Consider the following 26,010-nt stretch of genomic DNA (forward strand, 5'->3'; position numbering starts at 1 on the left):
CGGAATTCGGCTTTCAAACCGGTTTCCTGTAGCGAGGGAGCTTGCTCCCCGGTCGATGGCGTAACATCGCCGCCAGTTCTGAGCCTGCTCGCCACCAAGCCTCATTCACCACCACGTGAACGTTCTTTAGAACTTGTAGCCTAGACCAACCATGTAGATGAAGGGATCAACGTCCACATTCACCCGTGCACGGGTGCCCGGGGCCACGGCGTTGTTCTCGACGGTGGCGCGGGTGTCGATATCGATGTAGCGCACCTGGGCGTTGAGCATGATGTTGTCGGTCAGCATGTAGTCGGCGCCAACCTGCCAGGCCAGGCCCCAGGAGTTTTTCGCCTTGAAGTTGCTGAAGCCGTTGGACTGGGCTTCGCTGCCGACGTGCTCGTCGTAGATCCAGGTGTAGTTGATGCCGCCGCCGATGTACGGCTGGAACGGCGACTTCGCGTCCAGCGGGTAGTAGACGACGCTCAGGGTCGGCGGCAGGTGTTTGAGGGTGCCGAGTTTGCCGTTGGCGGCTGGCAGGGCGGTGCCCTTGATCTTCACGTCATGCTCGAACGGCGAGGCGGCCAACAGCTCGATACCGATGTTGTTGGTCAGCATGTAGGCGAAGTTCAGACCCAGTTGGGTGTCGCTGCTCATGGTCGCCTTGCCGCCCAGGTTGGTGCCGCTCAACGGACCCTGATCGACCTTGACACTGGAGCTGTCGGCCTTCGGGTTGACGGTGATCGCACCGGCACGAACGATGATGTCGCCGGCTTCGTGGGCGTGGGCGAGCGGGGCTGCGAGCGCGAGGGCAAACAGCGAGGCGCTGAGCAAGGACTTGTTCATGGAAGCTCCCAAAGGACGTTAAAAATGTTTGATGTCCTATGGTACGAATCCGTCTGATACGGTCTTTTGACTCAGCTCAATGAAACAGTGATGCCCCGGTTTTTTGTGGAACTTTCATGGCCTCATCGCTGGCAAGCAATAAAGAACCCGCAGGTTTACTCCGGTAGCTCGTACACATAAATCTTGTCCGCTTCCATCTGATACCCGGCATCGGCCAGTTCGCTGGTGGACTGCTTGACCTGCAACGGCCCCTCGACCCAGTACGGCTGATACAGCTCGTCGAGCTTCACGCCGAGTTCGCTTTTCACGTGCACGATCTGGTTCGAGGGTGGCGGCGGCACGTGGATGCAGGCGCCGAAATACGGCACCAGCAGGAAGTCCGTGGTGCGACCTTCTTCGCTGACTTCCAGCGGTACGATGTAGCCCGGCAGGCGGATGTTCTGGCCGTCGAGGCTTTGCACCACGGGGGCGTTGGGCATGTCCTGCTTGGCCGCTGGCGCAGACTCGGCGGACAGCGCATCGCTCATCTTCGACAGGTCATGCAGCGGCGTCATGTTCGGCACTTCGGGCGCTGCGTCCGGCGGGATCATCTCCGACCAGGTCAGGTCTTTCGGCGCCGCCGCCCACACGGGCAGGGCGACCAGCAACAGCAGCGCAAGGGCAGCGCGGGGCATGGTGAACATCCTCATAAACGGATCGACAGGCCATCGGCCAGGGATTGGCGATACGCGCGCCAGGCCGGCACGCTGCCCATCAGCAGCGCGGCAGCCAGAATGCCACCGAGCAGCGTCCATTCATACTCGCTTGGCCACGCCAGCGGCAGATACAGCCCGTAATTGGCCTGCACATAACCTTGTGCCGCAGCGATGCCGAGGTACAGCAACGCCAGCCCGGCGATCACCCCGGTCAGTGCCAGAGCAAACGCCTCCAGCACCAGCAGGCTTGCGATGTGCCACGGTCGCGCGCCCACCGAACGCAGGATCGCCATTTCGCGGCGACGCTCGTTGAGGCTGGTGAGAATCGCGGTGAGCATGCCGATCAGCCCGGTCAGCACCACGAACAGCGAGACCACGAACAGTGCTTTTTCGGCGGTACTCATCAGGCTCCACAACTCCTGCAAGGCCACGCCCGGCAGGATCGCCAGCATCGGCTCGCCACGGAATTCGTTGATTTCCCGTTGCAGGGCAAAGGTCGAGATCTTGCTGTTGAGGCCGAGCATGAACGCGGTGATCGCTTGCGGCGTCAGGTCCATGTTGCGTGCCTGATCGGCACTGATCCGCCCGTTGCCACGGGCCGGTACGCCGTTGTGCCAGTCGATGTGGATCGCCTCCATGCCGCCGAGGCTGATGTGCAACGTACGATCCACCGGGGTGCCGGTGCGCTTGAGAATCCCGACCACGGTGAACGGCTTGTCATCGTGCTTGACCAGACTGATCGCCGCCACGCCGTGGGCCAGTACCAGTTTGTCGCCGAGCTTGTAATGCAGCGCCTCGGCCACTTCGGCACCGAGCACCACTTCGAACGGATCGGTGGCGAAGGCGCGGCCGTCCGCCAGTTGCAGATGCTGCTGGCGACCGTACTGGTAATGCTCGAAATACGCTTCGGTGGTACCCATCACCCGGTAACCGCGATGGGAATCGCCGAGGGACATCGGGATCGCCCACTTCACCTTCGGGTTGCTGGCGAAGTGTTCGAAGCTGTCCCAGCGAATGTTGTTGGTGGCGTTGCCGATGCGGAATACCGAGTACAGCAACAGGTTCACCGAACCGGAACGGGCGCCGACGATCAGGTCAGTGCCGCTGATGGTGCTGGCGAAACTGGCCTTGGCTTCGGTGCGCACCCGCTCCACCGCCAGCAGCAGGCAGACGGAGAGGGCGATGGCGAATGCGGTAAGCAGGGCAGTGAAACGCCGGTTGGCGAGGCTGGCCATGGCCAGACGGAACAGATACATCTCAGACCTCGGCAGACGTGGCGGCGCGATTGAGTTCGGCCAGGGACAGGTGACGGTCGAACAGCGGCGCCAGGCTCTGGTCGTGGCTGACGAACAACAGGCTCGAGCCGGCCTCACGGCACTCGGCGAACAGCAGGCGAATGAAGTTTTCCCGGGCGTCGTAATCCAGTGCCGAGGTCGGTTCGTCGGCGATTACCAGTTCCGGTTGACCGATCAACGCACGGGCAGCGGCGACCCGCTGTTGCTGACCGATCGACAGCGAATCGGCGCGGCGACTCAGGATGCTTTCGTCCTTCAAGCCCAGGTGGGCGAGCAGGGTGGCGGCGGCCTGATCGACGCTGCCGTGGCGCTGTTTCGCACGCTCGGCCCGCAGCTTCGAAAAGTGGCACGGCAGCTCGACGTTCTCGTGTACCGAGAGAAACGGCAGCAGGTTGAACTGCTGGAAAATGTAGCCGGTGTGATCGACCCGAAAGCGATCACGGGCGCCGGCACCCAGGTCGGTCAGTTCCTGGCCGAGCAGGCGAATGCTGCCGCGACCGGGTTTCTGCACCCCGCCCAGCAGGCCGAGCAGGGTGGTCTTGCCGCTGCCGCTGGGGCCCTTGAGGAACAGGGTTTCGCCGGCTTCCAGACGAAACGTCGGGATGTCCAGCAGCGGCGGGTGACCGGGCCAGTTGAAGCCCAGGTCGGACAGTTCGATGAGTGCTTGGGTCATGGCGCCGTTTCGTGTCAGAACTTCAGGGCGGCGGCCTTGGCCGTTACTTCCGTGCCTTGCTGGCCGCTCGGGCCGATCAGTTGTACCTGAATTTTCTGGGTGGCCGGGAAGGTATTGAACAGGTTCGCCAGATCCAGGGTTTTCAACGCACCCGGCGCCGCACAGCTGAACTGGTAGTGGGCGTGGATTTCGCTGTGGTCGTGATGATGCTCATGACCATCCTTGCCGGCTTCTTCTTCTTCGTCGTGGTCGTCGGCATCCGGCTTGTCGCCGAACAGCGGGCTTTCCAGTTCCTGACGGGTGACTTTGCAACCGGCGGCGGCCGGCAGACTGAACAGCGCCAGCGGTTTTTCCAGCTGAGCACGCGCGGCTGCGACCTTGGCCTTATCGGCATCGCTGGTGGCGACGTGCTCAAAACCCACGAGGTTCATCGCCGGGCTTTCCAGCTCCAGTTCCAGAGTCTGCCCGTCGAGGGCAGCGTTCAGGCGACCGACGCCATGTTCGTGGGCACCGAGGCTGCCGTGCTCATGGTCGTGATCATGTTCATCGGCAGCCTGGGCGATGGCCAGCGGCAACAGGGCAAACGGCAAAGCGAGGAGCAGACGACGCATGGCGGTCTCCGGAAAGTAAAGTGAAGAGCTTGTTATGTAATCTTATAACGAAAGTGCGCAGAGTTTGCCCGCCCGCTTGGCGTTACACAAGTCCCATGGGAGCATGCAGGTCAGAAAAGTGCGGGAGCAAAGTTATGTTGCGGATACGCGGAACCGTCGGCGAGTTGCCGGTGGATTTGACCCTGGAACTGGATGAAAGCGACTGGGCGCGGCTCGGTGCGCAGTTTGGCGTGCAGGTGCAGACGGCCCAGCCGCAAGCAGCAGCGGCGGCGCCGGTGGCGAAACCGGTGAATCAGGATGACGCGTTGTGGCAGGTCGCCAGGGATTTGCTGCGCAAGGCCGGGCAGCTCAGCGGCCCGGATCTGCTGGATCAGCTCGAAGGACTGACCGGCAGCGCGGCGGCGGGCAAGCGATTGCTGGTGCGCCTGCGCCATTCATCCGATGTGAAAGTGCTGAGCGGCGGGGATACGCCGCTCTACAGCTGGATCGAGTAAGCAATTAGTACAGCGCCGCAAACACCTTGCGCCGGTAAGCGGTCACCAGCGGGTGATCGTTGCCCAGCAGTTCGAACACTTGCAGCAAGGTCTTGTGCGGCAGGCCTTCGCCGTAGCTGCGGTTGCGGATGAACAGCTTGAGCAATGCGTCCAGCGCCGCTTCGTATTGCTGACGGGCCAGTTGCTGGATCGCCAGTTGATACACCGCTTCATCGTCCTGCGGGTTTTGCGCCAGACGGCTCTTCAGGTCGGCGGCGTCCGGCAGGTCACGGGCCAGGCCGAGGAACTTGATCTGCGCCTTGGCACCGGCGAGTGCAGCCTTGTGTTCGTCGCTCTTGACCGCGTCGAGCACGGTTTGCGCTTCGCCCAGCTCACCGCGTTCGGTCAGGCAACGAGCGTAAAGAATCAGCGCCTTGGCGTTGGTATTGTCCTCGCCCAACAGCACGACCAGCTTTGCTTCCGCGTCGGCGTAACGGCCCTCGTCGAACAGTGCCTGAGCCTGTTCGAACGGATCGGCGGCGGACGGCGCCGGCATCTGCACATGGGGTTCGAGCAGGGCGCGTACGGCGGACTCCGGTTGTGCACCGGCAAAGCCATCCACCGGTTGACCGTCCTTGAACAGCACCACGGTCGGCAGACTACGGATGCCGAAGCGGGCGACGATGTCCTGCTCGATATCGCAATTGACCTTGGCCAGCAGCAACTCACCCTGATAGCTTTCGGCGATGCCTTGCAGCATCGGCATCAGCGCCTTGCACGGCGCACACCATTCGGCCCAGAAATCCACCAGCACCGGTTTTTGAAAGGAAGCCTCGATCACCGACTGGTCGAAGTCGGCCGTCGTGGCGTCGAAGATGTACGGCGTTTGCTGACTCATGGGGTCTCTCGTAAAAGCGTGAATGGGGCAACTATACGGTCAGGCGCGGGCCGCATGGTAGAGGCTGACATGGCGAAACTCTTCGGGCTCGGCCAGATCCGGCAGGGTCATGGCTTCGAGCATTTCGATGCGCCGGTACAGCGGATGACGGAAATCCCTGACCCGTGAATCCGCCACCAGCGCTTCGCGGCCACGGCTCAGGAAGGCGTCGAGCAGCGGCAGGTTTTCCCGGTCGTACAAGACGTCGGCCACCAGGATCAGATCGAAGCGATCGGCCTCGGCGAAGAAGTCCGTGGAATAGCTCATTTGCACATCATTGAGTTCGGCATTCGCCCGACAGGCGGCAATCGCCAGCGGGTCGAGGTCGCAGGCCACCACCTCCAGCGCTCCGGCTTTCACCGCTGCGATGCCGGCGATTCCGGAACCGGCGCCGAAATCCAGCACCCGCTTGCCCCGGACCCACTCGGGAAACTCCGCCAGATAGCGCGCCACCGCCAGACCGCTGGCCCAGCAGAAACTCCAGTACGGCGGTTCATGCAGGATGCGTTGGGTTTCTTCCTGGCTGAATTCGCGGGCCATGTTGTCGCCATCGATCAGCCATAGCTGCAAATCGGTGTTCGGCAACGCACAGGCTTTCAGTCGCGCGTCGCCGAGTAATTCGCCCAGCGACTGTTGCAGGTCTAGCGGTGCATTCATGGTGCTTTGACAAATTGCAGCTGGCCCAGCGCCTGGGTGGTCGGCTGAGTGATGGTCTGCGACGGCAGGTGCAGGATCAACTGGCCGGACTGGCTGGCGCGGCCGCGCAATTCAACCCGCGCGCCGGTCGGGAAGGATTCGGGGTTGAAACGCAGGTGAAACGGCAGAATCTGGTTGTTGCCGATCAGGCTGGAGCTGGCGAGCAATTGCTGCGGGCGATCCTTCTCATCGATCACCAGCAGCGCCAGCTCGACTTCGGCACCGGCCGGCACGCCTTGCAGGGTGCCGCTCAGTTCGCGCTGATACGCCGGCAGCGGGCCGAGGTCGGCGGCTTCCCGGGCTTTTTTCTGCGCCTGTTGCGGCGCCGGGCCCGGCGTAGGCGGCTGAGGCTTGGGCGCGTCGCTGCCACAGGCCACCAGCAGGCTGAAAACACTGAGCAAAACGAGCGGTCGTAGGGACATTGGTGGCTCCAGCAAAATGAAATCCATGGATCAATCGATCATGGCAGTCTGTATACCGCAAAGCCTATGGCTTGTCTTGCCACCGGGATGCGCTACCATGGCCCTCCCTTTTTTTGTTGCCAGCCACCATGCACTGTCCCTTCTGCGGTGCCAACGACACCAAGGTCATCGACTCGCGTCTGGTCGCCGAGGGCGAACAGGTGCGCCGCCGGCGTGAATGCCTGGCCTGCGGCGAACGTTTCACGACGTTCGAGACGGCCGAACTGGTGTTGCCGCGCCTGATCAAAACCGACGGCAGCCGCCAACCATTCGACGAAGAAAAACTCCGCGCCGGCATGCAACGCGCCCTGGAGAAACGTCCGGTGAGCGTCGAGCGCCTCGAATCCTCGCTGGTTCATATCAAGCACAAGCTGCGCGCCACCGGCGAGCGTGAGGTCAAGTCCCTCGTGGTCGGCGAACTGGTGATGGCCGAGCTGCAAAAGCTCGATGAAGTCGCCTACATCCGTTTCGCTTCCGTGTACCGCCGCTTCCAGGACCTCAACGAATTCCGCGAAGAGATCGACCGCCTCGCACGCGAACCGGTGAAAGAATGACCGCCGCCGCCGAGCAGGCCATCCTCGACGCCCACTTCATGGCCCGGGCTCTGGAGCTGGCGCGCAACGGGCACTACACGACTCATCCCAATCCACGGGTCGGCTGCGTGATCGTGCGCGACGGGCAGATTGTCGGCGAGGGCTGGCATGAACGCGCCGGCGAACCCCACGCCGAAGTCCACGCCCTGCGCGCCGCCGGTGAGCTGGCCCGGGGCGCCACGGCTTATGTGACCCTCGAACCTTGCAGCCACCACGGCCGCACGCCGCCGTGTGCCGATGCACTGGTGAATGCCGGTGTTGGCCGAGTGGTTGCGGCGATGCGTGATCCGAATCCACAAGTCGCCGGACGCGGTCTGCAGCGCTTGAGCGATGCCGGCATCGCCAGCGAAAGCGGCGTGCTGGAAGGCGAAGCCCGCAAGCTCAATCAAGGTTTTCTGAAGCGCATGGAACACGGCTTGCCGTTCGTGCGGGTCAAGTTGGCCATGAGCCTCGACGGCCGCACGGCAATGGAAAGCGGCGAGAGCCAATGGATCACCGGCCCTGCCGCGCGTTCGGCGGTGCAGCGTCTGCGCGCCCAGGCCAGCGTCGTGCTGACCGGCGCCGATACAGTGCTGGCCGATGGCGCACGCCTGACCGTTCGCGCCGAAGAGCTGGGGCTGGATGCCGAACAGACCGCGCTGGCCCTGAGCCGTCCGCCGCTGCGGGTACTGATCGACGGACGTCTGCGGGTGCCGCTGGATGCGCCGTTCTTCAAGGCCGGCCCGGCGCTGGTCGCCACCTGCGTGGCCATCGAAGAACAGTACGCCCACGGCCCGGAATGCCTGATCGTGCCGGGCGATGACGGTCAGGTCGATCTGCACCAATTGCTGATCGAACTGGCCAACCGTGGCGTCAACGAAGTGCTGGTCGAGGCTGGCCCACGACTGGCCGGCGCCTTTGCCCAGTTCGGTCTGGTCGACGAGTTCGTGATCTTCATTGCCGGCAAGTTCCTCGGCTCCACGGCGCGTCCGCTTCTGGACTGGCCGCTGGCCTGTATGAAGGATGCGCCCGAGCTGAAAATCACTGAAATTCGCGCGGTTGGCGATGACTGGCGAGTCACTGCCATCCCTGTCCCATCGGCGAGCGTATAATTCCCGGCCATCGCGTTAGCGCTGGCTTCGTTCTCAAGGAGAACCCCATGTTTACCGGCATCATCGAATCCATCGGCAGTATCCGCGCACTGACCCCAAAGGGCGGTGATGTGCGGGTGCATGTCGAAACCGGCAAGCTCGACCTGAGCGACGTCAAACTCGGCGACAGCATCGCGGTCAACGGCGTGTGCCTGACCGCCGTGGAACTGCCGGGCAACGGCTTCGCCGCCGACGTCAGTCGCGAAACCCTCGACTGCACCGCCATGAATGACCTGAAAAGCGGCAGCCCGGTCAACCTGGAAAAAGCCCTGACCCCGACTACCCGTCTCGGCGGCCATCTGGTCAGCGGTCACGTCGACGGTGTCGGCGAAGTGGTTTCGCGCAGCGACAATGCCCGTGCCGTGGAATTTCGCATCCGCGCGCCGAAGGAGCTGGCCAAGTACATCGCCCACAAAGGCTCGATCACCGTCGACGGCACCAGCCTGACCGTGAACGCGGTCGATGGCGCCGAATTCCTGCTGACGATCATTCCGCACACCCTGAGCGAAACCATCATGGCGTCCTACAAGCCAGGTCGCCGGGTGAACCTGGAAGTCGATCTGCTGGCGCGTTATCTGGAGCGTCTGCTGTTGGGCGACAAGGCTGCAGAGCCAACGTCCGGGGGCATCACTGAAAGCTTTCTAGCCGCTAACGGCTACCTCAAATCCTGACTGAAGGGGGTGCCTTGTGGCGCTCAATAGCATCGAAGAACTGGTTGAAGACATCCGCCAAGGCAAGATGGTCATTCTCATGGATGACGAAGACCGCGAGAACGAAGGCGACCTGATCATGGCCGCCGAATGCTGCAAGGCCGAGCACATCAACTTCATGGCCAAGTACGCCCGTGGCCTGATCTGCATGCCGATGAGCCGCGAGCGTTGCGAAACCCTGAAGCTGCCGCTGATGGCGCCACGCAACGGTTCCGGTTTCGGCACCAAGTTCACCGTCTCGATCGAAGCCGCCGAAGGCGTGACCACCGGCATCTCCGCCGCTGACCGCGCACGCACCGTGCAAGCGGCCGCTGCGAAAGACGCCAAGGCGGAAGACATCGTCAGCCCGGGCCACATTTTCCCGCTGATGGCCCAGGCTGGTGGCACCCTGGCCCGCGCCGGTCACACCGAAGCCGCCTGCGACCTGGCGCGCATGGCCGGTTTCGAGCCAAGCGGCGTGATCTGCGAAGTGATGAACGACGACGGCACCATGTCCCGTCGCGCCGAACTGGAAGCGTTCGCCGCCGAACACGACATCAAGATCGGCACCATCGCCGACCTGATTCACTACCGGATGATCCACGAACGTACCGTTCAGCGGATTGCCGAGCAGCCGCTGGACAGCGAACTGGGCCAATTCAACCTGGTGACCTATCGTGATTCCGTGGAAGGCGACGTGCACATGGCACTGACCCTGGGCACCGTTTGCGCCGAAGAGCCGACCCTGGTTCGGGTGCACAACATGGATCCGCTGCGCGACCTGCTGATGGTCAAGCAGCCGGGCCGCTGGAGCCTGCGCGCCGCCATGGCTGCGGTCGCCGAGGCCGGCAGCGGCGTGGTGCTGCTGCTCGGTCACCCGCTCGATGGCGACGTGTTGCTGGCGCACATCCGCGAAACCGGCGATCAGGCGGCGGTGAAAAAACCGACCACCTACAGCATCGTCGGTGCCGGTTCGCAGATCCTGCGTGACCTCGGCGTGCGCAAAATGCGTTTGATGAGCGCGCCGATGAAGTTCAATGCGATATCCGGTTTCGATCTGGAAGTTGTAGAATACGTGCCTTCCGAATAATGACCGGTTGTTTCCGGCTCCGAATTCGCGGCAAATAAATCACTGAGGGACGCGAAACAGACGCGTCCCGGCTCTTTAAGAGATCTGACGAATGACCCTGAAGACCATCGAAGGTACCTTCATCGCCCCTAAAGGCCGCTACGCTTTGGTAGTGGGCCGCTTCAACAGCTTCGTGGTTGAAAGCCTGGTCAGCGGTGCAGTTGATGCCCTGGTTCGCCACGGCGTGAGCGAAAGCGACATCACCATCATCCGCGCACCTGGCGCCTTCGAAATCCCGCTGGTTGCGCAGAAAGTCGCCCAGAAAGGCGAGTTCGCAGCAATCATCGCCCTGGGCGCGGTCATTCGTGGCGGCACTCCGCACTTCGAATACGTGGCTGGCGAGTGCACCAAGGGCCTGGCCCAGGTGTCCATGGAGTTCGGCGTACCGGTCGCTTTCGGCGTCCTGACCGTTGATTCCATCGAGCAAGCCATCGAACGTTCCGGCACCAAGGCCGGCAACAAAGGTGCTGAAGCTGCCCTGTCCGCTCTGGAAATGGTCAGCCTGCTGGCGCAGTTGGAGGCCAAGTGATTAGCGACGAAAGCGATCGTTTCAACCCGCGCGATCCGAAACCTGCGGATGCCGGCAAGCCATCTAAAAGCGCCAAGCGCCGCGAAGCCCGTCAGCTCGCGACTCAGGCCCTGTATCAATGGCACATGGCCAAGGCTTCGCTGAACGAGATCGAAGCGCAGTTCCGGGTCGATAACGATTTCACCGATGTCGATGGCGCGTACTTCCGCGAAATCCTCCACGGGGTTCCGCAGTTCAAGACCGAAATCGACACCGCGCTCACGCCTTGCCTGGATCTGGCGATCGAAGAGCTGGATCCGGTCGAACTGGCGGTTCTGCGCCTGTCCACCTGGGAACTGCTCAAGCGCGTCGACGTGCCGTACCGCGTTGTGATCAACGAAGGTATCGAACTGGCCAAGGTGTTCGGTTCGACCGACGGCCACAAGTTCGTCAACGGCGTGCTCGACAAGCTGGCTCCGCGCCTGCGTGAAGCTGAAGTGAAGGCGTTCAAGCGCTGATCCGCGCTTGAATACTTTTTCTCGGCATGGGCGAGTTTGAGCTGATCCGCAATTTCTTTGCCGCCGCGCCTTGTGCGCAGGGCGGCGAAGGCGTTGCACTGGGGATCGGCGATGACTGCGCCTTGCTGGCGGTTCCTTCCGGGGAACAGCTGGCGGTTTCCACCGATACGCTGGTGGCCGGCGTACATTTCGCCGATCCCTGCGATCCGTTTCTGCTCGGTCAGCGCTCGCTGGCCGTGGCGGTCAGCGACCTCGCTGCCATGGGCGCCACGCCCGTCGCCTTTACCCTTGCCCTGACTCTGCCGACGGTGACTGCCGATTGGCTGCAAGCCTATGCCCGCGGTTTGAACCGCATGGCGCAGGGCTGCGGCGTGGCACTGGTCGGCGGCGACACGACTCGCGGGCCGTTGAGCCTGACCGTCACCGTTTTCGGTCGCGTCCCGGCCGGCAAAGCGCTGACCCGCAGCGGCGCGCAGCCGGGCGATCTGCTGTGTGTCGGCGGCGAACTGGGCAATGCAGCCGGGGCCTTGCCGCTGGTGCTGGGTCAGCGTGACGCCGAACCACACATCGCTCAGCCGCTGCTCGATCATTACTGGTCGCCGCAACCGCAACTCGCCCTCGGTCAGGCCCTGCGTGGCAAGGCCACCTCGGCGCTGGACATCTCCGATGGGCTGCTCGCCGATTGCGGTCACATCGCACTGGCCTCGAAGGTCCGCCTCGAAGTCGAGCGCGAGCGCGTTCCGTTGTCGGAGGCGCTGGTGGCGTTTCTCGGTCAGCGCGGCGCCGAACGTGCGGCGTTGAGCGGTGGCGATGACTACGTGCTGGCCTTCACCTTGCCATCCGTCGAGTTGCCGGCGCTGCTCGCCGATGGCTGGACGATCCATGTGATCGGCCGCGTGACGCAAGGGCAGGGCGTAGTGCTGCTGGATCGCGACGGGCAGGACATCACCCCGCAAATCCGGGGTTATCAACATTTTCAGGAGTCACCGTGACAGATCACCCGAAACAGGTTCCGGCCGAATTCGTTCCGCCGTCGGTCTGGCGCAATCCCTGGCATTTCCTCGCGTTCGGTTTCGGCTCGGGCACCTTGCCCAAGGCGCCGGGCACTTGGGGCTCGTTAGTTGCACTACCCTTTATTCCGTTGTGGCAGATGCTGCCGGACTGGGGGTACTGGCTGATGCTCGGGATCACCATGCTGTTCGGCTTCTGGCTGTGCGGCAAAGTGGCCGACGATCTGCGGGTGCACGACCACGAAGGCATCGTCTGGGACGAAATGGTCGGGATGTGGATCACCCTGTGGCTGGTGCCGGAAGGCTGGTACTGGTTGCTGGCCGGGTTCCTCGTGTTCCGCTTCTTCGACATTCTCAAGCCGTGGCCGATCCGCTGGATCGACCGGCATGTTCACGGCGGCGTCGGCATCATGCTCGACGACGTGCTGGCCGGCGTGTTCGCCTGGCTGGCGATGCAGGGACTGGTGTGGGTTTTCGCCTGATTTCCAGGCGTGGATGAGGGGCACAGGGATGACTCGACGCTTGTTGGCGATAGTGGTTTTGACCTTGCTTGGCGCCGTGGCCCAGGCACAGGACGCACCGCCGTCGGTCATTCACCTGGCCAGTGAAGATTGGGAAGACTACACCGCCGCCGATGGCCATGGCCTGGGCTGGGACGTGTTGCGCAAAGTGTTCGAGCCGGCCGGCGTGACCCTGGATATTCGCACCGTGCCCTACACCCGCTCGGTGGGTCTGGTGCAACTGAAGGAAGCTGACGCACTGGTCGGCTCCTATCGCGGTGAAGCCGAGCAGGTGCTGTACCCGAAATGGAATTTCGATTCCGACCACATCTACGCGCTGGGTCTTGCCAGCAACCCATCGCCGACCCAGGCGACGCTGGGCAAGTATCGATTGGCCTGGGTGCGCGGCTATCGCTACGAAACCTACCTGCCGAACGTCAAACGCTTCAACCAGATCGAGCGCCGCACCGGCATCCTGTCGATGCTCAAGCAGGGGCGGGCGGATTACTACATCGATGCGCTGACGGAAATCGAAGCGGTGCTGCGAAACGCCGCCGATCCTTCGCCATACCGTTATTCGCATCTGGCCGAGTTGCCGCTGTACCTCGGCTTCGCCGACACCCCGCAAGGCCGGGCGCTGATGTCGATCTACGACCAGCGCATGGAGCAACTGGTGAAAAGCGGCGAGTTGAAGCCGATCTTCGAGCGCTGGAAGCAGCCGTATCCGTTCGAGTAAAGGCGATAGCGACGAGCCTGTCATCAAACTTTTTGATAGTTATCCCCGATAATTCAGCCTAAGCGCCTCTGGGAACCTGCTGTTACAATGCCGCCCAGCGAATCTCGGACTTTTCAGATCAGGAGCACACCGGTGCCTGTCGTTTTTGTCGCCGCTTCCAAGCTGCCAACGCCTTTTGCGCAATTCACCATGCACGGTTTTCTCGACGAAGCCACCGGCCGCGAGCACGTCGTGCTGAGCCTGGGCGAGATTGCCGACGGTGCCCCGGTACTCGGCCGTCTGCACTCCGAATGCCTGACCGGCGATGCCTTGTTCAGCCAGCGTTGCGACTGCGGTTCGCAACTCGAAGGCGCCCTCAAGGCCATCGCTCGCGAAGGCCGTGGCGTGTTGCTGTACCTGCGTCAGGAAGGGCGCGGCATCGGTCTTTTGAACAAGATCCGTGCCTACGAATTGCAGGACGGCGGCGCCGACACCGTTGAAGCCAACGAGCGTCTGGGCTTTGCCGCCGACCAGCGTGACTACGCCATGTGCCTGCCGATGCTCGAGCATCTGGGCGTCAAATCCCTGCGTCTGATGACCAACAACCCGCGCAAGGTCAAAGCCTTGACCGACATGGGCATCGTCGTCGCCGAGCGCGTGCCGCTGCACACCGGTCACAACCCGCACAACAAACTCTATCTGGCGACCAAGGCCAGCAAGCTCGACCACATGATGGGCAACGAGCATCAGGGCGAGGTAGACCGGGCGTGACCCGCGGGCAAGTGCGGCGCCGTCTGTCGATCGCCTGGTGGAAATACCTGGCGCTGGCACTGGTGCCGCTGTTCGTGATCAACGGTGTGTTCGGCCAGGGCGAGGCGATTCTGCCGGTCTTGGCGATGCCTTTGTTTATCGCTGGCGTGGCCTCGATGTTTGTCAGCCTGAAATTTTTCGGGCGCTACAAGCACGCGCTGATCGCCACACAAAAAGCCCTCGATACCCCTGAAGAGCCCGCTGCCTGGATCGCCCTGGCGGCCTGCCTTCGCAGTGCATTCGTGGTCGCGGCGCTGCCGGCATGGATTGGCGCGCTGGCGGTGTTCGTCGGCCTTGAAGCGGTGCCGTTGATGTTGTTGGCGCTGTCCACGGCGGTGCTGTTCTACCTCTATCGTATCCCGCGTCAACTCGCTTGATGCGGCGTCTCTGGCTGGCGGTTCTGCTGCTGGCCGTCAGCGGTGAAACGCTGGCCGCTCTGCGGGTGGTCAGCCTTGCGCCATCCCTGTCTGAAATCGTTGTCGAACTGGATTCGGCCGACCTGTTGGTCGGGGTGCTGGATGGCGGTGAGCGGCCATCCGCGATCAAGGACGTGCCTTCGGTGGGCCGTTATGGCCAGCTTGACATGGAGCGGCTGCTCAGCCTCAAACCTGACTTGTTGCTGTTGTGGCCCGGCAGTGTCGGCCCGGCTCAACGCGATCAGCTCAAGCGCCTGAATATCCCGACTTTTGTTGCCGAGCCTCACAGTCTCGAACAACTGATCGCGCAGATTGAAGCCATCGCGATACAGCTCGGTCGTCCTGAGCGTGGGGTCGAATGGGCTGCGGCGCTGCGGCGCAACCTTGATGAACTGCGCCAACGCTACCGCCGGGAAGCGCCGCTGCGGGTGTTCTATCAGGTCTGGGACGCGCCGCTGTACACCGTCGGCGGCGGGCAGATCATCAGCGATGCGCTTGAAGTGTGCGGCGCGCGCAATGTGTTTGCCGATCTGAGCCTGCCCGCGCCGCAGGTGAGCATCGAGGCGGTTTTACAGCGTGATCCCGAAGTGATTCTCGCCGGCGATCAGCCGCAACTCGATGCTTGGAACGCCTGGCCGCAGGTCACAGCGGTAAAGCATCGGCAATTACTGTTGGTCACCGATAAAGGTCTGGAGCGCCCGAGCGGGCAGATGATCGAGGCGACCGCCAAACTCTGCCACCTGATCGCGCCAGATCGTTAAAGCTGCGGTGTCCAGGTCACGCCGAACATGAACGCCCGACCTTCCTCGCGATAGTCATACTGACTGCCGTCATGGCTGTACAGCGCCCGGCTGTAACCCTTGTCCAGCAGGTTGTCGATCTTGAAATCCAGCTTGATCTCGCGGTTCAACGCCCAGCTGCTGCGCAGTCCGAGCAGTGCATAACCGCCAAGCGGCTGCTGATTGTTCAGGTCGTCATAGCTGCTGCTCACGGCCTGCCAACTGGCGCCGAGGCCAAGGCGATCGAACTGTCGATCCAGATCCCAGCTCAAGGTGCGACGGGCACGACGTGCCAAGGTGTGGCCGGTGTCGCGGTCGCGGGGATCGATGATCGCCACGCCGAGGTTGCTCTGCCAGCCGAACAGCTCCTGTTTTAGCGTTGCTTCGAAGCCGTTGATTCGCGCCGAGGCGACGTTCTCTGGAGGGTTACCGTCAGCGGCGATAATGGCGTCCTTCAGATCTGTACGATAAATCGACGCCTCTAGACGGCTGCTGTCAGTCAACTGGCTGCGCCACTGCAACTCATAGCTTTTGGAGGTTTCCGGTTTCAGATCCGGATTGCTGTACTTGGGGTAGTACAGGTCGTTGAAAGTAGGGGCACGGAAGCCTTCGCTGTAGCTCAAGAGCAGATCGTTGTCGGGATTGACCGGCAACGTCAGCGTGCCGCTCCAGCTGTTCTGACCGCCGAACTGCTGGTTGTCATCGCGACGCAGGCCCAGTTCGGTGGAGAAGCTGTCGGCCTGATAACGATGCTGGATAAATGCGGCGCGGTTCCAGCGACTGTCTTCGTCGAACGCGGTGCTGCTGTTGATCCGGTCTTCGTACCAGTCGCCACCAAGGATCAGGCTGTTGCGCGCATCGAGGGTCAGGTCGTTCTGCCAGGTTACCGAATCACGGTAGGTGTTGAACACCGAGCGTTCATCGCTGAGCTTGTCGAAGGTTTTTTCACGATTTTCGCTGTGGCCGAGTTCCAGGCGCGACCTCCAGCGCTCGTTGATCCGCGCATCGATGTAGCTGCTGAAACTGCTGACGGTGAAATCGCTGTAAGGTTGCTCTTCATAGGATCGGTCGGTTGCTTCAACGTAACGTCCCCATGGACTGTCGAACTCGCTTTTGCCCCTGTTATCCAGCAGATTGGCGCCGACTTCGATGTCATCGGTCAGCGCATGGCTGAGGCTCAGGCTGATGGATTTGTTGCGGTAGGCATCGTGATCGCTGTCGCTGGGGTAGGACTCATGGGTGCGGTCGAGGCCGGCGGTTTCATCGAGGCTGGCGCCGAGGTTGAAGCGGGTTTTCTCGTCTCCGCCGGAGAGGCCAATACTGCGTTCCCAGGTCTGGTTGCTGCCGAATCCGACATGCATCCGCGGCTGCAAGCCTTGTTCGCCGCCGCGCCGGGTGAAGATCTGAATCACCCCGCCAATCGCATCGCTGCCGTAGATCACCGAACGCGAACCGCGCAAAACTTCGACCCGCTCGATCTGCTCGATGTTGAGGTGTTGCAGATTGCTGTCGCCGGAAGTGGAGTTGCCGATGCGCTGGCCATCGACCAGCACCAGGCTTTGCGCCGATTGCGTGCCGCGGATGTAAATACCCGGAAGACTCCCGCGTCCGCCGGTTTGCGTCACTTGCACGCCCGGTACCCGTTGCAGCAGATCGGTGACGCTGCGCGGTTGCAGACGCTCGATGTCTTCGCGGGTGAACACGGTGTTGGCGGCGCTGCTGTCGTTGCGCGCTTCGACCTGACGGTTGGCGCTGATCAGCACGTCCGGCAGCTTCAGGGCCTGGTCGCGTTCGAAATTGTCAGCGAGGGCGTTGGCGGAGGGCAGCAGCAGGAGGGGCAGGGCGAGGCGCGAGAGGTTCATCGGTATTCCGTTGGTATTTCTGGTGGCACTAGATTTCCAGCGGCACAAAACACTGTGGGAGCGGGCTTGCCCGCGATGGCGTCGGTACATCCAACATCAATGTTGACTGTGCCGACCTCATCGCGGGCAAGCCCGCTCCCACAAGTTTCGAGGAGTGGCGAAGATTACGGCATCACCTAAAAACCTGTGGGAGCGGGCTTGCCCGCGAAGGCGTCCGCTCAGTCGACATCAAATCATCAGACTTTCCTCGGCCGCAGAGCCCTCCGTCAACCCCCAAATCCCGCCCACAAAAAAGGGGACTTTCGTCCCCTTGCGGTGTTGCCTTCTCAAGCCCTGCGTCTCAGTAAATATCCTTCGACAACAGGGTGAACGGCGTCTTCACCAGGATCTTCACATCCAGCCACAGCGACCAGTTGTTGATGTACTTCAGGTCGATCTCGACACGCTTTTCCATCTTGTCGAGGGTGTCTGTCTCGCCCCGGCAACCGCTGATCTGTGCCAGGCCAGTGATGCCCGGTTTGATTCGGTGACGGGCCATGTAGGCGAGGATCTTGCCCGAGTAGTAGTTGTTGTGCGCCACGGCGTGCGGACGTGGGCCGACCAGCGCCATGTGGCCTTGCAGCACGTTGAACAGTTGCGGCAGCTCGTCCAGCGAAGTGCGACGGATGAAGCGACCGACTGGCGTGATGCGCGAATCGTTGCGGCTGGCCTGTTTGACCTCACGGTCATCGTGCACGCGCATCGAGCGGAATTTCCAGACCTTGATCACCTTGCCGTTCCAGCCGTGGCGATCCTGCTTGAAGAACACCGGACCCGGCGAGGTGAGCTTCACCGCCAGCGCCACGGCCAGCAGCACCGGGCTCAACAGGATGATGGCCAACAGGGCGACGGCTTTTTCCACCAGACTCTTGCTTAGCGCGGCGGTCGGGCGGCTGGTCAGCGGGCTTTCGTTGAGGTAGATCGCCGGCAGACCGTCCACGACTTTCACCGAGTGGTTGAGCAGCGTCAGGCTGTTCAGGTCCGGCACCCAGACCACGTCAACGTTGGCATCCAGCAGATCGACGTACATGGCTTCGATCTTGGCGGCTTCCGACAGCGGCAGCGTGATGTACAGGCGGCGGATGTCGTGGGTCTGGATCAGCTCAAGCAGTTCGTCCTGAGCGCCGACAACGCGCGGAGCGTCCGCTTCCAGCGACGGGGTATCGCCGTTGCTGACCAGGCCGACCAGCGGCAGGTTTTCGTGCTGGCTCAACTTCTTCGCCAGGCCCAGTGCCAGTTCGCCGGTGCCGACGATCAGGGTCTTGTGTTCGCTTTTGCGCGAACGCTGGTAGAACTTCGAGAACGCATGCAGCGGTGCGTACAACAGCGCCTGACCGAGGAAGCCGTACACCGCCCACTCAAGGATGACCTGGCGGGAGAACAGCGCATCGGCCTTGCAGATGAAGGCGATGAACGCCAGCCCGGCCATGGTCATGAACCAGCCCACGAACAGTCGACCCAGCCCGGTCAGGTAATTGTCTCGCTTTCGGTACGCGCCGCTGAAGGTATAAGCCGGCACTGAGGCCAGTACCGCAAGGATCGTGCACATCCGATAGTAGAACTCGACGGTGCCGGTGTGCTGTTCGGCCAGTATGAACAACAGTGAAACAATGAAAGTCTGTGCCAGCGCCCATTGGCCCCAAAAGGTCAGTCCCTTGAGGCCGGTGTTTCGATTGATACGAAGAGAAAGATCCATACGATATCCCCAAAAGACGTCCATTCAGGTTTCGACAGTAGAAAACCGAGTTGTTAAGCAGACTTGTTATTGTTGTTTGAGCCAGTGTCCTGAGGTAACAACGCCGGAATGCGGAACTGTCGTCAGTCAATAGACTAAGTTATTGCCGGGGATGCTGTCTGACGAGTTCTAACAAGATGGCACAATGCCAACTTATTTGAATTTCCAATATTCAAACGTTAGAAAAGGTCGAAAGGCAGGGGGTGAATAATCAATATTGTGTTTGCTATCGTAGGTGGGGTCAGGAGGCGGGTATAACCAGGGAGGGGTGAAACCAAACAGAGTGCTTTTTTATTTTTGTAATCGCACTTGTATCTGTTTGTCTTGTAGTGGGGGATGCTGTTTAGGCAACAACTTCCTGGATCAGGCAATAACCGCGATTGCGCACGGCACGAAACAATCGTTCACCGTTGCTGGCGTTCTTGAATTTGTCTTGAAGACGGCTCAGGCACATTTCCAGTCCCCGGTATTGCTCCGGCTCGCGGCCGATGCTGAGGATCAGATCGTCCCGACTGACAACACGCTCTTCATGGTGAAGCATTTTGCGCACCAGGGCGGTTTCGAGCCCGGTGAGACTGATCTCGACACCCTCTTTCGTCAATGCACCCTGATCATTGTCCAGATGCCAGGCTTCAGTGCAGGGCGCGTCGGACTCGATCGTTCGGGAAGTGTCAGTGGGGTCTTCGGACATGGCCGTGGAGTTGTGGAATGAATGCGCCGATTGTGCTGCCAGCCATTCCGATTCGAGGGTGGCCAATATGCGCTGGGTATCATGTTCAATGCTGGGTGCGACATGCTTCCTTGTGCCGCGTGGGTAAGTGAACTCCATCAGCATCGGAGTGGAAGAGGGCGAAGCAACACCTTCAATAAACATTTGTGCCTGAGACGTGCCAAACGAATTGAAACGCTCACTGGAGAGAATGCTCTCGAGTTCGCGCTGCGACGCTGAGCTGTTAGTCACGACAACAAAGTATTTTCTTGGGAGGGTCGTGCTGGTTTCCATGTCTCTCTCCTAAAGTACACACCAAATTTGGCGAAAAAATAATGGCAGGCGAGCAATGTTTTCCTCGGAATTAATCGATCAGGCAGGGTCTGGGCCCAAAGATGGCCTCGATAAGTTCCACTCGGTCTGCGTTAGAGTAATGGTTTATTGTTATGTTTAAGTGTTGCAGCGCTCATGCAATTGACAGCTTTTTATTAGATATGTGACGCGGTTAAAACTATGAGAAAGCGGATGTTTGAAGCGTTGCATCAGACGTTCCCTCGTATGCTGCAAAAGAGTGTTTTCCCTGAATCAAGGAGTTGAGATCAACCCCCTCATCAGACGATAGCCATACCCGCGAATGCTCTGTATGGCGTTCGTACCGTACACGTCCTTGATTTTCCCACGCAAGCGGCTGATGGATTTTTCCAGCGCCCGAGGGTCGTAGAATTGGGTGTTCAGCCCCATGATGCTGGCGATTTCATCGTGGCTGAGAATGTGATTGCCGGTCTGCGCAAAGGCTTGCAGGATCTTCATTTCGGCAAAGGAGATATCGAGTTTCTTGCTGGTGTCCGAGAGGCAGATGCGGGTGGAGTCCAGCACCAGGCTGATATCCCGCTGCCATTCTTCGCTGTCGAAGAACTCACCCAGCAGTTCCGCGCTTTCATCGGACAAGGTATTGAGTTTGATACAGAAGTCGGCACCGGCCAGAAAGTACTTGATCTTGTTGTGGGCGCCGCGACCTGTGATCACTGCACAAATAATAGGCTTCAAGTTGTCGTTGCGCAGGTTTTCCACCAGCGCAAGGTTATCTTCGAGTGCCTGAGGGCTGTCGATGATAATGAAGATCGCCCGATACAGGCCGTGATATTCGTTGTGCTGATATGAACTAATGTAGGCGTCGGCTTCAACAGCCACACCGCTCTGCACATGCTTCGCGATTAGCGCGCTAAAGTGTTCAGCCACGCCACGGGTACGACCCAGGGTGAGAACACCTGGTTCGTCGCTTGTGCGGCGCGGGCTTCTAGTCGCTAAGTTACCTGTGAGCATCATGCATTGACTCGAAAAGGTGCTGACATCGGGATGTTAAAGCACCGGTTCTCATCTGTGACTGACAATTGGTAACATTTGGACGAATTTTAGACGTGGCTCCCGAGTTTTCTAACAATAATTAAGCGATTCAAGCTTTTAGTTGATTTTTTCGGGGCTGTGAACTAACGGAATTGAGGTCGTTAGATGGTGGCAATATGGAATGGTGCCACTATTTTGTAATTATCGCGAGCTGTTTTTATGTCCCTTGGCCATCACTCAACTGCATACGTATCAGAGCAGTGTGAGGTGGGTCACATTTTAGGGGCAGGCCTGTCTTTTGGCTATAACGTCGACAAGTTCACACACGGACGTTTATTAACATGCCTTGAGTGTGGCTTTTGATAAGACATATTCTCCGTCCCCGAGTCGGGCAATGGGTGTGCATCTGCCAATTGTTTTACTTCAGATACTCAATGCCTGAATGCATTTAACAGGGCGCCCGCAAAGAGCGCTCTGACGGAGGATTAATGGATTTACTGACCTTGTTCAAGGTGCTGATTCTTGGGGCGGTAGAAGGCCTGACCGAGTTCCTGCCCATTTCCAGTACGGGCCACCAGATTATTGTTGCCGACTTGCTGGAGTTCGGCGGCGAACGCGCCATGGCGTTCAACATCATCATTCAACTGGGCGCCATTCTGGCCGTGGTCTGGGAGTTTCGCCCGAAGATCTTCGAGATCGTCAAAGGCCTGCCGACCCAAAGCAATGCCCAGCGTTTTACCCGCAATTTGCTGATCGCCTTTTTCCCGGCGGTCATTCTCGGCGTGTTATTCGCCGACACGATTCATGAATACCTGTTCAACCCGATCACCGTAGCGGTTGCATTGGTCGTGGGCGGCATCGTGATGTTGTGGGCCGAGCAGCGGGATCATGTAGTGAATGTCGACCATGTGGACGACATGAAGTGGGCCGACGCGCTGAAGATCGGTTGCGTACAGTGCCTGGCGATGATTCCAGGCACGTCGCGCTCCGGTTCCACCATCATCGGCGGTTTGCTGTTCGGCCTGTCACGCAAGGCCGCCACGGAGTTCTCGTTCTTTCTGGCAATGCCGACCATGGTCGGTGCCGCAGTGTATTCCGGCTACAAGTACCGCGAACTGTTCCAGAGCAGCGACCTGCCGGTCTTCGCCCTGGGCTTCGTCGTAGCGTTCATCTTTGCAATGATCGCCGTGCGCGGCCTGCTGAAGTTCATTGCAAACCACAGCTACGCCACCTTCGCCTGGTATCGGATCGGCTTCGGCTTGCTGATCCTTGCCACCTGGCAATTCGGCTGGGTGAACTGGACGGCTGCGGCGGCAAGCTGATTACTGACTGCTGAGCAGCGCAGCGACGGCGAGGTCATTCAATTCAGAGTCGGGCGAATCCTGACGAAACCGCTGCAACGCCGAGGTGAAATACGCGGCTTGCAGCATGCCGTCACTGGCGAGGAAATAACGTGCCGCTTCTATTTCCTCTACCGAATACACACGTTTTTTCAGTCCGGAAATGTCCGACATCCCGTCGACTGTGACCATCGTCGTCGTGAAAACCAGAAAACCAGACATTTGGGTAGATTGAAAAGGGCCATTTTCCCCGTTGCCGCACCCCTTCGAAAAATCACAGGATGCATAGGCGCTTGCATAGAGAGTCGAGAGTAAAGCGAGGAGGGTGAAACGCTTGAATAAAACACAGCTGAACGCGGGCATAACCAAAAGACATCCTGTCAGTACAGCAAAACACCGGGCAACGCTCATTCGTTGCCCACACGCTCCAAGCGTCGATCAACGCCCGGCCAGCAACTCCGCCGCCTGATCCAGCAACGCCAGCGGATCCTTCGCCTTGTGGATATCCACCGACAACAACTGACGAAACTTGCGCGCGCCCGGGAACCCGGTGCCCAGGCCCAGCACATGCCGGGTGATGTGATGCATCGCGCCGCCGGCCAGCAAATGTTCGGCTATATAAGGCCGCAACTGCGCCAGCGCCTCGGCCCGGCTGATCACCGGCGCGCTGCTGCCGAACAACTGCTGATCCACCTCGGCCAGCAGATACGGATTGTGATACGCCTCGCGCCCTAGCATCACGCCGTCAAAGGTCTGCAAATGCTCATGGCAGGCCTCCATCGTCTTGATCCCGCCGTTCAGAATGAACTCCAGCTCCGGAAAATCCGCCTTCAACCGCGCCGCCACGTCATAACGCAACGGCGGAATGTCCCGGTTCTCCTTCGGCGACAACCCCTCCAGAATCGCAATCCGCGCATGCACCGTAAAACTGGTGCACCCGGCATCCCGCACCGTGCCGACGAAATCGCACAGCTGCTCATAACTGTCCCGCCCATTGATCCCGATCCGATGCTTCACCGTCACCGGAATCGACACCGCATCACGCATCGCCTTCACACAATCCGCCACCAACTGCGGATGCCCCATCAGGCACGCCCCGATCATATTGTTCTGCACTCGATCACTCGGGCAGCCAACGTTCAGATTCACCTCGTCGTAACCGTGCTCCTGCGCCATACGCGCGCAAGCGGCCAGGTCCAGCGGAACACTACCGCCCAACTGCAACGCCAGCGGGTGCTCGGCTTCGTTGTGACGGAGGAAACGCTCGTGATCGCCGTTGAGCAGAGCGCCGGTGGTGACCATCTCGGTGTAGAGCAGGGCGTTTTTCGACAGGATGCGTAGGAAGTACCGGCAGTGGCGGTCAGTCCAATCCATCATCGGCGCGACGGAGAAACGGCGGGAGAGTGGGGCAGGTGTGGCGGTGATTGGGGGCATTGGGGGTACGGAATCGGTGTGGCTGGGAGGTGGGGGAGTTTATCAGGAATGAAAAGCCGGGCTGGCACATACCGACTGAGTAAATGACAATTTTCTGATGTTTTTCTGCTTTGCTTTTGAGGTTTGTGAAGGCTCTGTGCCATTATTGGGTGGGCATAAGAGTGGATGGACTCATGAAAGATAATGAAGGAATCGGTTCTGTATCGCAGTTGATAGAAAGGCTAGAGGAAGATTTTGGCCGATACAAAGGACCCGTTTGGTTCCGAGGACAGGCTGATGCAAAGTGGGGATTGATGCCTAGCTTTTGTCGTCAGGAGTCTAAGGTCTCTGAGTCAACGATCCTGAAACGATTTAAACAAAATGCAAATATGCTATTGGAGAAGGATCCGGGGAGTTCATTTGCTTGGATGTTTCTTATGCAGCATTATGAACTTCCTACACGGCTTTTAGATTGGAGTGAAAGTCCGTTAGTTGCGTTATATTTTGCTGTTGAAAGCTATGCTAGTCATCAGGGAGCTGATGCGGTTATCTGGGCGCTGAAGCCATGTGAGTTAAATGGTCAGGCAAGTATCCGTGATGAGCAGGAGGAGTTTTTTATCCCTTCGTTTGATGATCAGGAATTGATAAATTATTCAATTGAAACTCTGGCTCAGGGGCCAAATAGGACTAAGCTTTCACCGATTGCTACTATAGCTACTAGGAATAACCCTCGTATACAAGCACAACAAGGCGTATTTACTATTCATCATCGGGAAATATTACCTATAGAAAAAGTTGGTGATGGCAGTCATTGTGTGAAGTATGTAATTCCCCAAGAAAAAAAGCAGTTGTTGTTGTCGCAGTTAAATCTTCTAGGGTTTTCTAGATTTAGCTTGTTTCCAGAGCTGGCTAGTATAGGGCACAATATTCGGAGGGATCTGGTATGAGCTATATAGAAACATTTCCAGTTCAACACAGTACTATCCTTAGAATCTACTCTGAGAAGGACCAAATTAGATTGGATCCTGACTATCAACGGATGGGCGGGGTTTGGACGCTAGAGAAAAAGCAACTTCTTATTGACTCCATACTTAATGATTATGATATTCCTAAAATATACCTTCATGAGTATGATCGCGCTGAAAAAAAAGCGTCTGGATTTCAGTATGCCGTGATCGATGGTCGGCAGAGGCTTGAGACAATCTGGCAGTTTATTGAAGGGAAGTTTACTCTTTCTGATGATATTCAATATCAAGCTGATGCTGATGTTAAGATTGCTAGTCTTGGTTATTCGGATATCGCTTCCGAGTATCCGAAAATTAAAATTAAATTCGACTCTTTCGTTTTGCCGATCGTAGGCGTAGGAACCGACGATGTTGAATTGATCGAAGATATGTTTTCACGATTGAATGAAGCAGTTCCACTGAATGCTGCTGAAAAAAGAAATGCGTTTGGTGGTGGAATGGTTAAAGCGATTCGTGAAATATCTGAACATGATTTTTTTCTTGAAAAGATTTCTTTCAATAATCGCCGATATCAGTACATGGAAGTGGCCTGTCGGTTGCTGTTTGTGGAAGAGTGTATTGGTAATGAAGGCAGAATACTTGATACGAAAAAAGTCTACCTTGATGCGATGGTAAAAAATTACAAGTCTGGTAGTGCTAAAAAGATTAAAGCATTAAGCGATAGTGTTACTTCTGTCCTTGATTATATGTCTAGTGTTTTTGTTGATCGTGATGAGCTGCTAAGAGCTCAAGGTGGGGTTGTTTTATACTATCTTTGTGCAAAAAGCGCTTTGATTAATGCACAGACTAAGAGGTTTTCTAGAAAAGCATTAATGAAGTTTAGGGATGAGGTTAAATCGAATAGAGAGGTTGCAGAAGATAATTATCTTGATGCTAAATTTGATTTGTTGGAATTTGATCGACTCTCTCAGCAGGGAACCAATGATGCGTCAAATATCAAAGATCGGTTGTCAATTATATGTAAAACCATCGGTGTGACTCAGTTGGAAATTTAACGAGTGATATTGAGAAAGGGGGCAGGTTTATTTTGTTGTGGTTTCATAGGTGGTAGATAAATCTGGTCCAATTGTTTGGTACGTA

The 26,010-nt window shown here is 59.0% G+C and carries 30 protein-coding genes; 16 read left to right on the forward strand and 14 right to left on the reverse strand.

What is annotated here, in order from left to right; translation table 11 throughout:
* Positions 1-126: 126 nt before the first annotated feature.
* The 5 genes from JKA62_RS24635 to JKA62_RS24655 all read right to left on the reverse strand — a co-directional run bounded on the left by JKA62_RS24635 (position 127) and on the right by JKA62_RS24655 (position 4,099).
* Positions 127-825: an OmpW/AlkL family protein gene (locus tag JKA62_RS24635; protein ID WP_201819873.1), complete on the reverse strand. Its 699-nt coding sequence runs from the start codon at positions 823-825 to the stop codon at positions 127-129.
* 155 nt (positions 826-980) lie between these two features.
* The gene (locus tag JKA62_RS24640) at positions 981-1,499 is read right to left on the reverse strand and encodes a DUF3299 domain-containing protein (RefSeq protein ID WP_011336146.1); all 519 of its coding nucleotides are present in this window, start codon (positions 1,497-1,499) and stop codon (positions 981-983) included.
* A gap of 11 nt (positions 1,500-1,510) precedes the next feature.
* Entirely contained in the window at positions 1,511-2,776 is a 1,266-nt protein-coding gene (locus tag JKA62_RS24645; RefSeq protein WP_064382224.1) for an ABC transporter permease, read from the reverse strand.
* A gap of 1 nt (position 2,777) precedes the next feature.
* Entirely contained in the window at positions 2,778-3,488 is a 711-nt protein-coding gene (locus JKA62_RS24650) for an ABC transporter ATP-binding protein (RefSeq protein WP_201819875.1), read from the reverse strand.
* 14 nt (positions 3,489-3,502) lie between these two features.
* Complete coding sequence (locus tag JKA62_RS24655; protein WP_201819877.1) at positions 3,503-4,099, reverse strand: DUF2796 domain-containing protein; 597 nt, start codon at positions 4,097-4,099, stop codon at positions 3,503-3,505.
* Between the two features lie 134 nt (positions 4,100-4,233).
* Here JKA62_RS24655 and JKA62_RS24660 point away from each other — a divergent pair, with 134 nt between their 5' ends.
* Positions 4,234-4,593, forward strand: a complete 360-nt coding sequence (locus JKA62_RS24660) for a hypothetical protein (protein WP_011336142.1) — start codon at positions 4,234-4,236, stop codon at positions 4,591-4,593.
* Between the two features lie 4 nt (positions 4,594-4,597).
* Here JKA62_RS24660 and trxA read toward each other — a convergent pair whose 3' ends face one another.
* Genes trxA through JKA62_RS24675 form a run of 3 tightly spaced genes read right to left on the reverse strand, consistent with a single transcriptional unit; the run spans position 4,598 to position 6,627 of the window.
* On the reverse strand, positions 4,598-5,470 hold the full coding sequence (trxA, locus tag JKA62_RS24665; protein WP_011336141.1) for a thioredoxin: 873 nt from the start codon (positions 5,468-5,470) through the stop codon (positions 4,598-4,600).
* A gap of 39 nt (positions 5,471-5,509) precedes the next feature.
* Positions 5,510-6,166: a class I SAM-dependent methyltransferase gene (locus tag JKA62_RS24670; RefSeq protein WP_201819878.1), complete on the reverse strand. Its 657-nt coding sequence runs from the start codon at positions 6,164-6,166 to the stop codon at positions 5,510-5,512.
* Positions 6,163-6,627: a YbaY family lipoprotein gene (locus JKA62_RS24675; protein WP_201819879.1), complete on the reverse strand. Its 465-nt coding sequence runs from the start codon at positions 6,625-6,627 to the stop codon at positions 6,163-6,165. The genes JKA62_RS24670 and JKA62_RS24675 overlap by 4 nt, the downstream gene beginning before the upstream one ends.
* A 128-nt stretch (positions 6,628-6,755) precedes the next feature.
* Between JKA62_RS24675 and nrdR the strand changes: the two genes are divergently transcribed.
* The 12 genes from nrdR (at position 6,756) to JKA62_RS24735 (ending at position 15,445) form a co-directional block, all read left to right on the forward strand.
* Positions 6,756-7,220 carry a transcriptional regulator NrdR gene (gene nrdR / locus JKA62_RS24680; protein ID WP_003228656.1) on the forward strand — a complete coding sequence of 155 codons (465 nt, stop codon included), beginning with the start codon at positions 6,756-6,758 and terminating at the stop codon, positions 7,218-7,220.
* Complete coding sequence (ribD, locus tag JKA62_RS24685; RefSeq protein WP_201819880.1) at positions 7,217-8,350, forward strand: bifunctional diaminohydroxyphosphoribosylaminopyrimidine deaminase/5-amino-6-(5-phosphoribosylamino)uracil reductase RibD; 1,134 nt, start codon at positions 7,217-7,219, stop codon at positions 8,348-8,350. The genes nrdR and ribD overlap by 4 nt, the downstream gene beginning before the upstream one ends.
* A gap of 47 nt (positions 8,351-8,397) precedes the next feature.
* On the forward strand, positions 8,398-9,060 hold the full coding sequence (locus JKA62_RS24690) for a riboflavin synthase (protein ID WP_007955571.1): 663 nt from the start codon (positions 8,398-8,400) through the stop codon (positions 9,058-9,060).
* 16 nt (positions 9,061-9,076) lie between these two features.
* Positions 9,077-10,168 carry a bifunctional 3,4-dihydroxy-2-butanone-4-phosphate synthase/GTP cyclohydrolase II gene (ribBA, locus tag JKA62_RS24695; protein ID WP_011336136.1) on the forward strand — a complete coding sequence of 364 codons (1,092 nt, stop codon included), beginning with the start codon at positions 9,077-9,079 and terminating at the stop codon, positions 10,166-10,168.
* 91 nt (positions 10,169-10,259) lie between these two features.
* A complete protein-coding gene (gene ribH, locus JKA62_RS24700; protein WP_003228649.1) occupies positions 10,260-10,736 on the forward strand; it encodes a 6,7-dimethyl-8-ribityllumazine synthase in 477 nt (158 codons plus the stop codon).
* Complete coding sequence (nusB, locus tag JKA62_RS24705) at positions 10,733-11,233, forward strand: transcription antitermination factor NusB (protein WP_064382216.1); 501 nt, start codon at positions 10,733-10,735, stop codon at positions 11,231-11,233. Before ribH ends, nusB begins: the two co-directional genes overlap by 4 nt.
* Before the next feature lie 26 nt (positions 11,234-11,259).
* Complete coding sequence (gene thiL, locus JKA62_RS24710) at positions 11,260-12,225, forward strand: thiamine-phosphate kinase (protein ID WP_201819881.1); 966 nt, start codon at positions 11,260-11,262, stop codon at positions 12,223-12,225.
* Complete coding sequence (locus JKA62_RS24715) at positions 12,222-12,725, forward strand: phosphatidylglycerophosphatase A family protein (protein ID WP_011336134.1); 504 nt, start codon at positions 12,222-12,224, stop codon at positions 12,723-12,725. Before thiL ends, JKA62_RS24715 begins: the two co-directional genes overlap by 4 nt.
* A gap of 28 nt (positions 12,726-12,753) precedes the next feature.
* Positions 12,754-13,479 (forward strand): substrate-binding periplasmic protein, encoded by a 726-nt coding sequence (locus JKA62_RS24720; protein ID WP_201819882.1) that lies wholly within the window; start codon positions 12,754-12,756, stop codon positions 13,477-13,479.
* 132 nt (positions 13,480-13,611) lie between these two features.
* Positions 13,612-14,229, forward strand: coding sequence for a GTP cyclohydrolase II (ribA, locus tag JKA62_RS24725; RefSeq protein WP_007955551.1), 618 nt, complete (start codon positions 13,612-13,614; stop codon positions 14,227-14,229).
* On the forward strand, positions 14,226-14,645 hold the full coding sequence (locus JKA62_RS24730) for an MFS transporter (RefSeq protein WP_192562551.1): 420 nt from the start codon (positions 14,226-14,228) through the stop codon (positions 14,643-14,645). Before ribA ends, JKA62_RS24730 begins: the two co-directional genes overlap by 4 nt.
* Positions 14,645-15,445 carry a cobalamin-binding protein gene (locus tag JKA62_RS24735; RefSeq protein ID WP_201819884.1) on the forward strand — a complete coding sequence of 267 codons (801 nt, stop codon included), beginning with the start codon at positions 14,645-14,647 and terminating at the stop codon, positions 15,443-15,445. The genes JKA62_RS24730 and JKA62_RS24735 overlap by 1 nt, the downstream gene beginning before the upstream one ends.
* Here the strand turns inward: JKA62_RS24735 and JKA62_RS24740 are convergent.
* The 4 genes from JKA62_RS24740 to JKA62_RS24755 form a co-directional block, all read right to left on the reverse strand.
* Positions 15,442-17,325, reverse strand: coding sequence for a TonB-dependent receptor domain-containing protein (locus JKA62_RS24740; protein WP_201819886.1), 1,884 nt, complete (start codon positions 17,323-17,325; stop codon positions 15,442-15,444). The genes JKA62_RS24735 and JKA62_RS24740 overlap by 4 nt on opposite strands.
* Before the next feature lie 340 nt (positions 17,326-17,665).
* Positions 17,666-19,060 carry an undecaprenyl-phosphate glucose phosphotransferase gene (locus JKA62_RS24745; protein WP_201819900.1) on the reverse strand — a complete coding sequence of 465 codons (1,395 nt, stop codon included), beginning with the start codon at positions 19,058-19,060 and terminating at the stop codon, positions 17,666-17,668.
* 382 nt (positions 19,061-19,442) lie between these two features.
* Positions 19,443-20,102: a winged helix-turn-helix domain-containing protein gene (locus tag JKA62_RS24750; RefSeq protein ID WP_201819903.1), complete on the reverse strand. Its 660-nt coding sequence runs from the start codon at positions 20,100-20,102 to the stop codon at positions 19,443-19,445.
* 291 nt (positions 20,103-20,393) lie between these two features.
* Positions 20,394-21,134: a winged helix-turn-helix domain-containing protein gene (locus JKA62_RS24755; protein ID WP_201819906.1), complete on the reverse strand. Its 741-nt coding sequence runs from the start codon at positions 21,132-21,134 to the stop codon at positions 20,394-20,396.
* A gap of 506 nt (positions 21,135-21,640) precedes the next feature.
* On the opposite strand from JKA62_RS24755, the gene JKA62_RS24760 reads away from it, so the two are divergent.
* Entirely contained in the window at positions 21,641-22,474 is an 834-nt protein-coding gene (locus JKA62_RS24760; protein WP_201819909.1) for an undecaprenyl-diphosphate phosphatase, read from the forward strand.
* Here the strand turns inward: JKA62_RS24760 and JKA62_RS24765 are convergent, their stop codons facing one another.
* Together JKA62_RS24765 and dusA are read right to left on the reverse strand one after the other, a co-directional pair.
* Positions 22,475-22,855, reverse strand: coding sequence for a DUF2388 domain-containing protein (locus JKA62_RS24765; RefSeq protein WP_236676654.1), 381 nt, complete (start codon positions 22,853-22,855; stop codon positions 22,475-22,477).
* A 75-nt stretch (positions 22,856-22,930) separates the two neighbouring features.
* Complete coding sequence (gene dusA, locus JKA62_RS24770; protein ID WP_115078624.1) at positions 22,931-23,926, reverse strand: tRNA dihydrouridine(20/20a) synthase DusA; 996 nt, start codon at positions 23,924-23,926, stop codon at positions 22,931-22,933.
* Positions 23,927-24,099: 173 nt separating this feature from the next.
* On the opposite strand from dusA, the gene JKA62_RS24775 reads away from it, so the two are divergent.
* Entirely contained in the window at positions 24,100-24,852 is a 753-nt protein-coding gene (locus tag JKA62_RS24775) for an FRG domain-containing protein (protein WP_201819914.1), read from the forward strand.
* Entirely contained in the window at positions 24,849-25,925 is a 1,077-nt protein-coding gene (locus JKA62_RS24780) for a DUF262 domain-containing protein (RefSeq protein ID WP_201819916.1), read from the forward strand. Before JKA62_RS24775 ends, JKA62_RS24780 begins: the two co-directional genes overlap by 4 nt.
* Positions 25,926-26,010: the final 85 nt, after the last annotated feature.

This window comes from Pseudomonas sp. B7 (assembly GCF_016735645.1).
Taxonomy (GTDB): Bacteria; Pseudomonadota; Gammaproteobacteria; order Pseudomonadales; family Pseudomonadaceae; genus Aquipseudomonas; species Aquipseudomonas glycinae.